Raw genomic sequence first — 12505 nt, 5'->3', positions numbered from 1 at the left:
TGGGCTACTACAGCTAACTTAAAGCCCAGGGTATAGTCGCACTGAGTACGCTTGCTTTTTTTCTCTTCCCCTTTTTCCATATAAGGTTGTGTTTAGTGTCAACCTATTTCAGGACGGGACATTATAAAGAAAAAGGGAGTCATACTGCAGTATGGCTCCCTTTTTCTTTGGGTGTGAATGCTAATAATTGGTTCCTGCTAAGCGGTAGTATCCTGCGGGCTTGAATGGTGGAAGTAGTTGTATAACACCGTGGCCTTCGCTTTGCCGATGTCATGTGCCAGTTCCTCCTGGCTCAACTCTCGAAGCTTCTTAACGGATTTATACTTGCTAAGCAAGGCCTCGGCTGTTTTAGGGCCTAAGCCTCTCACTTCCGTCAGCTCAGTCTTGAGTGTACCCGCATCGCGCTTGCTACGATGGAAGGTAATGGCAAAACGGTGCGCCTCGTTGCGCAACCGCTGAATCAGTTTAAGAGACTCTGACTTTTTGTCGATGTAAAGCGGCAAAGAGTCCCCGGGGTAAAAAATCTCCTCGAGCCGCTTGGCTATACCTACCACAGCAATTTTGCCATACAAGTCAAGTTCCCGGAGTGCTTTCACCGCCATGCTGAGCTGCCCCTTGCCCCCATCGATTATAATAAGTTGTGGCAGGGGCTGGTTTTCGTTCAGGAGGCGCGTATAGCGGCGCGTCACGATCTCATACATCGACTCGAAGTCATTAGAGCCAATTACTGTTTTGATGTTAAAGTGCCGGTAGTCCTTTTTGCTCGGCTTGCCGTTCTTGAAGCATACCATCGAGGCAACCGGATTATCACCCTGAAAGTTAGAATTGTCGAAACACTCGATCTGGCGGGGCAGCTCGGTTAAGCGCAGGTCCTTTTTCATGGTTTCCAGCACGCGCAGTTCCCGCTTTTCGTTCAGGTCCTTGTTCTTTTCCTGGCGGCCTTCCCGCTCTTTGCGCAGGTACAGGGCATTTTTCAGCGACAGGCTCAGCAGCTTTTTCTTGTCCCCGATTTGCGGGTAAGTGATGATAATGTTATCCAAAGGCAGCGTCAGCTCAATGTTTGAGATAACCTCCCGGGAAGTACTCTCGAACTCCTGGCGCAACTGCACCACCACCGAAGCCAATATGTCGGCATCCGCCTCATCTAGTTTTTTCTGGATTTCCAGGGACTGCGTGAGGATGATAGAACCGTTCATCACTTTCAGGTAGTTAATGAAAGCGCATTCCTCGTTGCTTGTAATCGTAAAGACGTCGATATTGGTGAGCGTATTTGATACGACCGTAGACTTTGCTTGAAAGTCATCCAGCATATCCAGCTTTTGCTTGAACTGGTGCGCTAGCTCAAACTGATAATCAGCGGCGGCGGCGGCCATCTTGTCCTTGAAGTAGTTTTTAGCCACCGATAAGTTACCCGATAGGATATTGCGGATCTGGGAGATGTTGGCGTTATACTCGCTTTCCTCCACCAGTCCTTCGCAAGGGCCTTTGCAGTTGCCGATATGATACTCCAGGCACACCTTGAACTTCCCTGCCGCAATGTTCTCGGGAGAGAGGTTATAAGTACAGGTGCGCAACGGGTATAAAGTCCGGATCAGATCCAGGACAACATACATGGCCGTGCCACTGGGGTATGGGCCAAAATACCGCGACCCGTCGTTTAGCTTGTTGCGGGTGGTAAAAACGCGTGGAAAGCGCTCGTTGATAATACAGATGTAAGGGTATGTTTTCCCGTCTTTCAGCAGGATATTGTACTTCGGCTGATACTGCTTGATCAGGTTGTTCTCCAGCAGGAAGGCGTCAGCCTCGGTGTCCACAATCGTAAACTCGATGTCTTTTATCTGCGACACGAGTTTAAGCGTCTTCTTATTGTGCTGCGAGGAGCGATTGAAGTAAGAGGAGACCCGCTTCCGGATATCAACAGCCTTGCCTACGTAGATGATGCCTTTGTCATCGAAAAACTTATAGATGCCGGGTTTGTGCGGCAAATGCGAAATTTTCTCCTTCAGGTGCTCGTTTGCAGGCATAACATCGTGCTTAGAAATCTGCGTCTAAATCAATCTCCGTAGGCAGGTTCAGGAACTCGTCTTGCTGAGACGAATCTGGTTTGATAGCCTGATTGTATTTAGAACAGTCTAATTCTACCGATAAAGGCGTTAAAGGTTTAGGGAAAGCGTCTTTCGACACATCCAATGATTTATCCTGATACACTTTCTGCATAAAAGCGCCATAGATAGGCATCGCCAACCGGCCACCTTGTCCTTCGCGCATGGTCCGGAAGTGAATGGATCGGTCTTCGCCACCCACCCAGGTACCGCACACCAGGGTAGGCGTTACGCCCATAAACCAGGCATCAGAATAGTTTTGTGTTGTACCTGTTTTAGCCCCAATCGGATTTTTCAGTCCGTTGCGGTAGCGAAGCCCGTAGTAGGCGGTACCGCCTGGCTCGGCGGCGGCCTGTAGCATGTGCACCATCATGTAAGCTGTTTCCTCGCTCAGCGCCTCTCTGCTCTCCGGGTGATGCTCATAGATCAGGTTGCCGTGCTTGTCCTCGATGCGGGTGATATAGTTCGGCTCCACCCAGGTGCCGCCGTTTACAAAAGTTCCATAAGCACCCACCATGTCGTAAAGCGACACATCACTTGTGCCCAAAGCCAGCGAAGGAGTCGGATCGAGCGGAGTAGTGATGCCCAGGCGGCGTGCTGTTTTTACCAGTGTTTCGGCTCCCAGCTTGTTCACCAGGAAAGCGGAGATAGAGTTAACAGACTCGGCAAGGGCCTTTCGCAGGGTATACTTCTCGCCGCTGTACTTGTTGTCGGCATTGTCAGGGCACCACATGGTGCCGTCAGGCAGGGGCACGCATACCTCTGTGTCAATCACCTCATAGCATGGGTAATAGCCATTCTCGATAGCTGCGGTATAAAGGAAGGGCTTGAACGTAGAGCCCGGCTGGCGTGAGCCCTGCTTCACGTGGTCGTACTTAAAGTGCTTGTAGTTGATGCCGCCCACCCAAGCCTTGATGTGGCCTGTCTGCGGTTCCATGGCCATGAAGCCAGTCTGCAGGAACTTCTTGTAATGCTTCAGCGAGTCAAGCGGGCTCATCATCACCTCTTTCTCCCCATCCCAGTTAAAAATGGTCATCGGAATTTTTTTGTTGAGGTAGTAGTTAATGGAATCCTCGTTGTCCTCGAACTGCTGCTTCAGGCTGCGGTAACGCGAGGTGCGCTTGATGGCCTGCTGCGCAAAGTTCTTGATCTCCTGGTTGGATTGGTCTACCCACGGGTTGCGGCCTTTCCAATGCTCATAGAAAGCCTGTTGGCGGTCTTTCATGTGCTCAGCCACTGCCTGCTCGGCATACTTTTGCATGCGGGAGTCGATGGTGGTGTAAATCTTCAAGCCGTCGCCGTACAGGTCATACCCGTTCTCACGGCACCACTGGCGCAGGAAGTTGCTGGCCACCGTTCTGAAATAAGGAGCCATACCTACATTCTGATTCTCCACTTTGTAGTCAAGCTGAATGTCTTTCTCTTTGAGCTTGTCGTACTCGGCCTGCTCCAAGAAACCATACTTCACCATTTGCGAGAGCACTACGTTGCGTCGGTGTTTGGCGTTCTCGGGGTTAAAGCGCGGGCTATAATAGGTTGGGTTTTTAAAGAGACCCACCAGCACCGCCGACTCCTGCACCTCCAGGTTCTTAGGCCGCTTGTTGAAGAAAGTCTTTGAAGCCGACTCTATACCAAAGGCGTTGCTGCCAAACTCGAAGATGTTGAGGTACATGACCAGAATCTCGCGCTTGGTATAGGACTGCTCCAGCTTTACAGCCATTAGCCACTCCTTGGTTTTATGGATCAGCGTGCGCAGGCCCGGCACATCGTTCAGGAGGCCGTTGTTTAATTCCTCACTACGTGTTCTGAACAGGTTTTTTGCCACCTGCTGCGTCAGGGTACTGCCGCCGCCTTTTGTACGGCCGGTTGCTAAGGCCGCTGCCACACGCACCATGGCCTCAGGGTCTATACCAGAGTGCTCCTCAAAACGGATGTCCTCGGTTGCCACCAAGGCATTGATCAGGTTGTCGGGCAGATCCTCATACTCAACCGGGGTTCTGTTTTCGCGGAAATAGCTGCCGAGCCGTTCGTTGTCGGCAGAGTATATCTCGGAGGCGAGCTCGCTTTTAGGGTTTTCCAGGGCACGCAGGTTGGGCAGCTCCCCAAACAGATTCAGGAAGTTGATGCTAACAGCGTACAGATACAGGATGATAAACGCGAGTCCGCCCACAAAGAACAGCCAAAGTGCGGTGATCACTTTCGCATATACCTTGTTGTTGGTAGAGGGTGCAGGTGCTTTTTGACGCGTAGCCATGTACTTAATAGTTGTTTTTGAAGAAGGTCAGGTAGGCCTCCAGGTCTTTGTTTTGCAAGAGCTTCTGGTAGTTGGCCGACGAGATGACAAAGGTAGTGAAATCTACGCCTCTAATTCTGCCTACCGGGGCTTGCGGTGCTTTTTGTTTGATGTTGAAGGAGAGCGCCTGCTTCGGGTCTGTGAAGGCGTGCATGCGCAGCATGGTTTTGCCCGGTGCAAAAGCCACAGAATCAATGGCCAGGTTCTCTCGCTTATAATAGGTGTTGTTATACTTCTCATACCTGGGCACCACGTCTTTAAACGCCTCCGCTTCGGAAGGGTAGATCAGCACAAAATAAAAGGCCGTATCGGCAGTCGCATCAAAAGCCAAAGAGTTGGCTGCAGGCGTTGCAGGCTCTGCCGCCGCCTGAGCAGGAGCTGTCGCCGGCGATGCAGCTGCAGCTGCAGGCTGATCTTTTGAATTGGTTGCAGGAAGAGTGTTTTCAGGAGCTGTATTATCAGTCTTAGCAGCCGTTACTGTTTCAGGTTCAGCTTGTGGGGTTTCCTCCTGTTTCGGTTTTGTCTCCTGCTGCGGCTTAGCAGGCTGTGGTATGGCTGCAGCAACAGGTTGCGCTGGCTGCGCCTTCTTTATGGATGCTGTGGCCATTGCCATCTCCCTACTGACTTTTTGCTCTGGCGTAACGGTCGTCCTGGCAGCGGCCTTTCGAAGAGTAGGAGCAGGTGGGGCGTCCTGGCGAAGCTGGTTTTTCTGTTCCAGTTCCGTGTAAGTGGCAAGCAGTTGATCCGCCTGCGGCACCAGTGGACTTCCCGGAAAGTTTTTCCTGAACTGCTCTAATTGCCGGCGCAGCAATTGCGGTTTCTCTGTTCGGGCGGTCAGCATCGCCTCCAGAAACGACACTTTGTCTTTGAAGTCGTTGAGCGGATATTGGCTTATGACCTGGTGTAATATCCTGGTGGCTTTCTGGTATTCCTGGGCATCGTAAAAGCTATAGGCCGAATCATACAATGCCTGTGCCCGCAGGTTGTCAGCCGCATTTTTAGACAAGAAATCAGAGTCATCGAGCAACCGGGCATACGTGGTATGCGGAAACTCTTTCTTCACCTTGTTATAATATGCCTGCTGCTGCGCCAGGTTGCCGGATTTGCCATACAATAGGTATAGACTATAGTATACCTCTGCGGTATGCTCCGATTTCGGGAATCGCTCCAGCAGCTTAAGGTAAGTCTGTTCTGCACGGGCGGTGTCGTTCAGGTTTTGCGCATATATATTAGCCAACCGGAAGAGGGCTTCCTCTACCTGCTTGTCGGAGCGCTGTAGGGCTGCGGTAGTCAGGGGAATGTTCTGGAGGTATGATTGCACCTGGGCAGAAGACCGTTCTTCTGCAGACAGCTGGTTCTCTACAACGGCGGGTTCAGGGGCACGGGCTATATCGGCGGCATTGGGGTTGGCCTCGCCACGGGTGCGGTAACGCCAGAAATCCTGCAAAGGCCGGTCTCCCCAGCGGCGCACAAACTCGGCCCTCGCCGAAGCCATAGCCGTGGGGTTATCAAAATACCATACGCCCCCTGCCGAGGTAGGGGTGCCAAAGGCATCTCCGTTTTGGCTGCGACGGTTGTTGCGGCCACTGCTGCTTGCCTGCGTTTCTTTGCGCTGTAGTTCCTGTTGGCGAACAATTTCCTGCTGCTTCAGCTCTTCTTCCCGCTCCACCAATTTCTTCACAAAAGCCAACCGTTCAGCTTCGCTCATCCGCCCGATGCGTTGCAAGCTGTCCTGGGTTTGAATGGTGGTATACTGCTTAGCAAAGTCCGCAAGGATATCACGACGCTCAGCCACCGCCTCGTATTCCGGGGCCCGCTGCGGGTATACCTGCATGGCACTGTCATAGTAAGCGGCGGCAAGTTCGTACTTATACAGTTTGTCAAAATAGATCTCGCCGGCCAGTACATAGCCATAGGCTTTTTGGTTCGGCAACGAGCCTGTTGTTTTCAGTGATTGCTCTAACAGCCCCAGTGCCTTGTCGAAGTTCTGCTGCCTCAGCTCAAACTGGGCCATCTCATAGAAAATCCTGTTACGGTATTCCAGGTTCTTCTCGTCCTTCAGCATTTTCTGGTAGTAAGAGGCAATGCGCTCGATGTCCTGCTCGTCCGAAAGCTCAGACACCTGCCCAAGGTTCAAACGGCTGAAAAAGCCGAGGTCGTAAGGTGGGTTGCGGCGCAGAATCTTGGTATACTGCTGGTATGCTTTCTTGTCTTGACCGGTATGGCGATAGAGTTGTGCCAGGGTATAGCGCATCCGCGACTGTGCATCCTTATCCTCAAAGTTAGGGAGGGAGAGTTCCAGGTTTTGGATGGCAGCGGCAGTATCGGGCTGTTGCAGGTAATAATGGGCGCGAGCCAGGTAGAGCTCGCGGGCGTTTTCCTTGTTCAGGCGCTCTTTGCGCAAAAACTCCGATACCTGCAGCGCATTGTCCATCTCGTCTAGCTGCATGAAGGCGCGCATTAGCCATACCAAGGCCTCGTGGCGGTCTTCGGCATCTTTGCTGGTGGCATTCACATACTTAAAGGTGCGCACAGCCTCGGCAAAATTCAGCTGGTAATAGTTTGCCTTGCCTATTTGGATGTAGCTATTGTCGATCCACCGGCTGTTGTTGTGGTACTGAATCGGGTGGGAGGCTTTCTTTTTCACATCCTCCAGGTCTGCCTCAAAAGCCTTCGCCGTAGTAGAGTCGATCATGGGGTAGATGGGGAGGACCTGGTTGTAGTCGTACTGCATTTGCTGCTGCAGGCCATCCTCGACGAGGCGCATCTTCTCCCTGGCCAGAAAATAGCCGTTGTAGCGGGCTGAAGTATTGTGGTAAGTCTTGCTTAAGGGGTTGTTCCGCTCCGTAGAGCAGGAGCCCAGCAGCACGCCCGCCAGCAGAATCAGTAGGTGCAGTGTTTTTCTGTTCAAAGTATAAAGAGGTGCAGGGTGTCGGAGCACTATATTATATATGTGTAAACGTTGCATAAGCCGCTTTCAGTATGGCAGGCAGCGGCATTTGCCTGATAAGCAATGCCTCTCTCACAAAAATACAAGAATAAGCCAATACTTAAGCTTTGCCTGTTTTGCAGCCTGCTATTGAACTATACAAAATTCCAAATGGTTTCAGGCGGAGCCGCTCTTTCTGCGAAGGCGCCTTTTTAACCCAGCTGCCCTTTTGTGCACTGCTAAAAGCGTATCTTTGTGAAAGCCCGAAAGCCATGGAAGAGAAACCCGAACAGAAAAAGCCGGAGCAGCGGCGCCAAGACAGTATAAAGCCTTATGTAAAGTACTCTGGTATGGCTTTCCAGATGATTGGCGCACTGGTTATCGCAGCCTTCGCTGGCCGGAAACTGGATGCCTATGTGGGCAACGAAAAGCCCTGGTTTACAATTGGGCTGCTGCTAGTGGCGGTGATGGGTACTATGCTCCTGACAATATTATCCTTGAACAAAAAATAAGCTGCGTGATTTTCTTCAGAAACCTGGCCATACTCACGGGCCTACTTTGTGTGATTATTGGGGTGTTGCTGCAGTTTACCGGCCATGCGCTAGTGCACCCGTTCATTTGGTATACCCTGCTCTTCTTTATTTTCATCACGGGCTTCACCTATTACCTCACCCAGATGGGCGCCAAGAATGATCCTGACAACTTTCAGGTATACTACTTTGCCTCAATGGGTTTCCGGATGGTATTAAGCCTTGGGGTCATAGCGCTCTATGCTTACTTCTACAAGGAAGGGCGCTTAACGTTCGTTTTCAATTTCTTTGCTTTATATTTCCTGTTTACCGGGTTTGAAATTTACAGTTTGTTGGCTAACTTGCGGCCCAATTTGAAAAGGCAGGAGCAGCGGTAGGTTCTGCTGATTTAATTTTGCTTTTAAAACATTCTCAATGAAGAGGTTATTCGTTCTATTGTTTTCTTTCCTGACGCTGACAGCGTTTGCCAATGCACCAGTTGAAGAAGGGGAGTTCAGGCCCGGTGACATGATCACGCACCACATTGCCGATGACTATAGCTGGCATTTTGCTGATGGGGTAGTGCTTTACTTACCTGTGATTTTAGTAGACAACGGCGCAGTAGAAGTTTTCTCCTCACACAATTTCTATAGCGAAAACCACGAGACTGTTCATTATAATGGCTATGCCTTGGCACACGGGCACATTGTGCGTGTAAATGCCGCAGGCGAACCACTGGAAGATCAAGCAGGCTTGTATGATTTCTCCATTACAAAGAACGTAGCCTCTATGTTTGTTAGTGTGGCCCTGCTGTTTATCGTGTTCTTCATTATAGCTGCCCGTTACAAAAACAACCCTAAGAGCGCCCCGCGTGGTGTTCAGTCTTTCTTTGAGCCGATCATCATCTTTATTCGGGACGAGATTGCGAAGGCTAACATCGGCCCGAGGTATGAGCGCTACATGCCCTACCTGCTGACTGTGTTCTTTTTTATCTGGTTCAACAACTTGCTTGGCCTGATGCCGGGCGGTGCTAACCTGACAGGTAACATCGCTGTTACGCTTATCCTGGCCCTGATTACGCTGCTTATCACGGTGTTTAGTGGCAATAAAAGTTACTGGAAGCATATTTTCGCTACACCGGGTGTGCCAACCTGGCTGGCCCCGATCATGATTCCTGTTGAACTGATCGGTATCCTGACAAAGCCATTCTCACTGATGGTTCGACTTTTTGCCAACATCACGGCAGGTCACATTATCATCCTTTCATTGTTCTCCCTGATCTTTATCTTTAAAAGCCTGGCAGTTGGTCCGCTTAGTGTGGCGTTTGCAACTTTTATGAACTTCCTAGAGTTGTTTGTGGCGTTGCTGCAGGCATACATCTTTACCCTGCTTTCTGCCATGTACTTCGGTGGCGCAGTAGAAGAACACGATCACGCGGAGGATCATCATTAAGACTGAATTTTATTTTTAACTATATATTTCTATAACTATGTTGTTAGCAATCTTGCTTCAAGCTGTTTCTGAAGGCGCTGGTCTTGGTATCATGGGTGCCGGTATTGGTGCAGGTCTAGTTGCCCTGGGCGCTGGTCTTGGTATCGGCCGCATCGGTGGTTCAGCTATGGAATCTATTGCTCGTCAGCCTGAGGCTGGTGGCAAAATCCAGACTGCCATGATCATTTCTTCTGCACTTATCGAGGGTGTAACCCTTTTCGGTGTAGTAGTATGTCTTCTGATCGCTATTGCTTAATTAGCTTCTAGTAAGCTAAACCGGCAAAAGAGCTTTTGCATTTGATCTCTCGTCTGGGCGTATGGCCCAGACGTTGAGGTCTTTTTAAAGACATAGTTTTATAGTTAAGAGGGCTGCCCAGTAGCGGCAGCCATTTAAAAGTAACTTAATATTCAACTTTCATAAACAATGGAATTAGTAACTCCTGGTATAGGTTTGATTTTCTGGCAGACGGTCACGTTCCTGATTGTGCTGTTCCTGCTCGGCAAGTTTGCCTGGAAGCCTATCATGAATGCCCTGCATGAGCGGGAGTCTTCAATTGAGAACGCGCTGAGTGCTGCCGAAAAAGCCAAATTGGAAATGCAGGCCCTTAAAGCCGACAACGAGAAGCTTTTGGCCGAGGCGCGTTTAGAACGCGACAAAATCCTGAAAGAGGCGAGTGATGCTGCGAATGGTTTAGTTGAAACTGCGCGTGAGAAAGCCAACGAGGAGGGCAACCGCATGATTGCCATTGCCCGCGAAGCCATCGAAAACGAAAAGCGTGCTGCCCTGACGGAAGTTAAGAACCAGGCTGCTACCTTGTCGATCGAGATCGCTGAGCGTATCCTGCGAAGAGAGCTGAGCGACCCGAAGGCTCAAGAGGCGCTGGCGCAGAATTACATGCGTGAAGTAACACTTACCTAAACAGAACATTAATTGACAGCCTGCTGCTTGAAGTGAAATTTTAGTGCAGGCTTCATTAACGATATAACCATGTCAGATATTAGAGTTGCTTCCAGGTATGCGAAGTCACTGATTGAACTGGCGAACGAAAAAGGAATTCTAGAGCAGGTGCACCAGGACATGCTGCTGTTTTCCAAAGTCGTTTCTCAAAACAGAGATTTCCATCTGTTGCTCACAAACCCGATCATAAAGTCGGACAAGAAACTGGCCGTGATCACGCAGATCTTCGCAGGCAAAGTGCAGCAACTGACGTCGATGTTCTTTACCATCGTAGCGAAGAAAGGCCGTGAGGCGGCGTTGCCGAGTATCGCCTCTGAGTTCGAGAAACAGTACGACGAGCAGAAAGGCATCCAGCAGGTAACGGTGACAAGCGCAATGCCGCTTGCTACAGCACAGCGCGATGCCTTAGGCAAGCAGCTGGCCGCCGAAACAGGCAAGACCATCCACATGACAGAGCTGATTGACCCGTCGTTGATCGGTGGTTTTGTGTTGCGCGTTGGCGACAAGCAAATAGACAGCTCTGTGAAGAACAGTCTTCGCAAGCTGAAAAATGATTTTAAAGACAATCCCTATATCAATAAACTATAATCATGGCAGAAGTAAGACCTGATGAAGTATCAGCCATATTAAGAGAACAGCTGTCAAACTTCCGTTCTGAGGCAGAGCTGGAAGAAGTAGGCACTGTGCTGCAAGTGGGTGACGGTGTCGCTCGTATCTATGGCCTTTCCAAAGCACAGTCTGGTGAGCTCTTAGAATTTGAAAACGGACTTCAGGCAATGGTTCTTAACCTGGAGGAGGACAATGTAGGTGCCGTATTACTTGGCGACTATAGCGAGATTAAAGAAGGCGCTACCGTTAAAAGAACAAGCCGAATCGCCTCTATTAAAGTAGGTGACGGTATCATCGGACGTGTAGTAAACACACTCGGTCTGCCGATTGACGGTAAAGGCCCAGTTGCTGGTGAGTTATATGAGATGCCATTGGAGCGCAAGGCCCCAGGCGTTATCTTCCGCCAGCCGGTTAACGAGCCGATGCAGACAGGTATCAAGGCGATTGACTCCATGATTCCGATTGGCCGTGGCCAGCGTGAGCTGATCATCGGTGACCGCCAGACAGGTAAGACTGCCGTGGCAATCGACACCATCCTGAACCAGCGTGAGTTCTTCGACAGAGGCGAGCCTGTTTTCTGTATATATGTAGCCATTGGCCAGAAGGCTTCGACGGTTGCCCAGGTGGTAAAGGCCCTGACAGAGGGTGGTGCCATGGAGTATACGGTAGTGGTGGCGGCTTCTGCTGCTGACCCTGCACCAATGCAGTTCTTTGCGCCATTTACAGGTGCTGCCATCGGGGAGTTCTTCCGTGATACCGGCCGCCCTGCATTAGTAGTATATGATGACCTTTCGAAGCAGGCTGTTGCCTACCGCGAAGTGTCGCTTCTGCTGCGTCGCCCACCAGGGCGCGAGGCATACCCAGGAGACGTGTTCTACCTGCACTCTCGTTTACTGGAGCGTGCCGCCAAGATCAACAACTCCGATGAGATCGCTCAGAACATGAACGACCTGCCGGATTCTATCCGTCACTTAGTGAAAGGTGGTGGTTCGTTAACAGCCCTTCCGATCATCGAGACGCAGGCTGGTGACGTATCCGCATACATCCCAACGAACGTGATCTCTATCACAGACGGTCAGATCTTCCTGGAGACGAACCTGTTTAACGCAGGTATCCGCCCGGCCATTAACGTAGGTATCTCGGTATCTCGTGTGGGTGGTTCTGCTCAGATCAAGTCGATGAAGAAAGTAGCAGGTACCTTGAAGTTGGATCAGGCGCAGTTCCGCGAACTGGAGGCTTTTGCCAAGTTCGGTTCTGACCTGGATGCTTCTACCAAACTGACGATCGAGCGTGGCCGTCGTAACCTGGAAATCCTGAAGCAAGCGCAATTCTCGCCAGTGGCTGTAGAAGAGCAGGTTGCCATGATCTACTGTGCCACAAACGGTTTGTTGGACGATGTTCCGGTTTCTGAAGTAAGAGCATTTGAGAAGGATTACCTGCGTACCCTGCGTGCCCAGCACGCGGACACCCTGAACGGACTGAGAGCCGGTAAACTGGATGACCAGATTATCGCTACGCTGAAGCAGGTTGCAAAGGAGTTATCCGCGAAATATAGAAAATAGTCATAATCAGAAGTCAGAGGTGAGGGGACATACCCTTGTCCTCTGACTTTAT

At 50.6% G+C, this 12505-nt stretch carries 10 protein-coding genes; 7 read left to right on the top strand and 3 right to left on the bottom strand.

Annotation, left to right across the window (positions count from 1 at the left end; translation table 11 throughout):
• Positions 1 to 197 precede the first annotated feature (197 nt).
• The 3 genes from uvrC to porW are packed head-to-tail and all read right to left on the bottom strand — an operon-like array spanning position 198 to position 7306.
• A complete protein-coding gene (gene uvrC, locus ACXYMU_RS19620; protein ID WP_458988123.1) occupies positions 198 to 2024 on the bottom strand; it encodes an excinuclease ABC subunit UvrC in 1827 nt (608 codons plus the stop codon).
• A gap of 10 nt (positions 2025 to 2034) precedes the next feature.
• Complete coding sequence (locus ACXYMU_RS19615) at positions 2035 to 4356, bottom strand: penicillin-binding protein 1A (protein WP_458988122.1); 2322 nt, start codon at positions 4354 to 4356, stop codon at positions 2035 to 2037.
• Between the two features lie 4 nt (positions 4357 to 4360).
• Positions 4361 to 7306, bottom strand: a complete 2946-nt coding sequence (porW, locus tag ACXYMU_RS19610) for a type IX secretion system periplasmic lipoprotein PorW/SprE (protein WP_458988121.1) — start codon at positions 7304 to 7306, stop codon at positions 4361 to 4363.
• A 290-nt stretch (positions 7307 to 7596) separates the two neighbouring features.
• On the opposite strand from porW, the gene ACXYMU_RS19605 reads away from it, so the two are divergent.
• The 7 genes from ACXYMU_RS19605 (at position 7597) to atpA (ending at position 12453) form a co-directional block, all read left to right on the top strand.
• Positions 7597 to 7836, top strand: coding sequence for an AtpZ/AtpI family protein (locus tag ACXYMU_RS19605; protein ID WP_458988120.1), 240 nt, complete (start codon positions 7597 to 7599; stop codon positions 7834 to 7836).
• Positions 7837 to 7841: 5 nt separating this feature from the next.
• Positions 7842 to 8231: a hypothetical protein gene (locus tag ACXYMU_RS19600; protein ID WP_458988119.1), complete on the top strand. Its 390-nt coding sequence runs from the start codon at positions 7842 to 7844 to the stop codon at positions 8229 to 8231.
• A gap of 37 nt (positions 8232 to 8268) precedes the next feature.
• Positions 8269 to 9285, top strand: coding sequence for a F0F1 ATP synthase subunit A (gene atpB / locus ACXYMU_RS19595; protein ID WP_458988118.1), 1017 nt, complete (start codon positions 8269 to 8271; stop codon positions 9283 to 9285).
• Positions 9286 to 9322: 37 nt separating this feature from the next.
• A complete protein-coding gene (atpE, locus tag ACXYMU_RS19590; RefSeq protein WP_025608468.1) occupies positions 9323 to 9580 on the top strand; it encodes an ATP synthase F0 subunit C in 258 nt (85 codons plus the stop codon).
• Positions 9581 to 9748: 168 nt separating this feature from the next.
• Complete coding sequence (locus ACXYMU_RS19585) at positions 9749 to 10243, top strand: F0F1 ATP synthase subunit B (RefSeq protein ID WP_458988117.1); 495 nt, start codon at positions 9749 to 9751, stop codon at positions 10241 to 10243.
• A 69-nt stretch (positions 10244 to 10312) separates the two neighbouring features.
• A complete protein-coding gene (gene atpH / locus ACXYMU_RS19580; protein WP_458988116.1) occupies positions 10313 to 10870 on the top strand; it encodes an ATP synthase F1 subunit delta in 558 nt (185 codons plus the stop codon).
• Between the two features lie 2 nt (positions 10871 to 10872).
• Complete coding sequence (gene atpA, locus ACXYMU_RS19575) at positions 10873 to 12453, top strand: F0F1 ATP synthase subunit alpha (protein ID WP_458988115.1); 1581 nt, start codon at positions 10873 to 10875, stop codon at positions 12451 to 12453.
• The last annotated feature ends 52 nt before the right edge of the window (positions 12454 to 12505 follow it).

The organism is Pontibacter sp. CAU 1760 (assembly GCF_054482735.1).
This window is presented reverse-complemented; position numbering and strand designations above follow the sequence as displayed.

What these genes read in the sequence shown, in the direction of transcription:
- uvrC (WP_458988123.1), bottom strand. Translation starts at nt 2,024, where the DNA reads ATGCCTGCAAACGAGCACCTGAAGGAGAAAATTTCGCATTTGCCGCAC.
- ACXYMU_RS19615 (WP_458988122.1), bottom strand. Translation starts at nt 4,356, where the DNA reads ATGGCTACGCGTCAAAAAGCACCTGCACCCTCTACCAACAACAAGGTA.
- ACXYMU_RS19605 (WP_458988120.1), top strand. Translation starts at nt 7,597, where the DNA reads ATGGAAGAGAAACCCGAACAGAAAAAGCCGGAGCAGCGGCGCCAAGAC.
- atpB (WP_458988118.1), top strand. Translation starts at nt 8,269, where the DNA reads ATGAAGAGGTTATTCGTTCTATTGTTTTCTTTCCTGACGCTGACAGCG.
- atpE (WP_025608468.1), top strand. Translation starts at nt 9,323, where the DNA reads ATGTTGTTAGCAATCTTGCTTCAAGCTGTTTCTGAAGGCGCTGGTCTT.
- ACXYMU_RS19585 (WP_458988117.1), top strand. Translation starts at nt 9,749, where the DNA reads ATGGAATTAGTAACTCCTGGTATAGGTTTGATTTTCTGGCAGACGGTC.
- atpH (WP_458988116.1), top strand. Translation starts at nt 10,313, where the DNA reads ATGTCAGATATTAGAGTTGCTTCCAGGTATGCGAAGTCACTGATTGAA.
- atpA (WP_458988115.1), top strand. Translation starts at nt 10,873, where the DNA reads ATGGCAGAAGTAAGACCTGATGAAGTATCAGCCATATTAAGAGAACAG.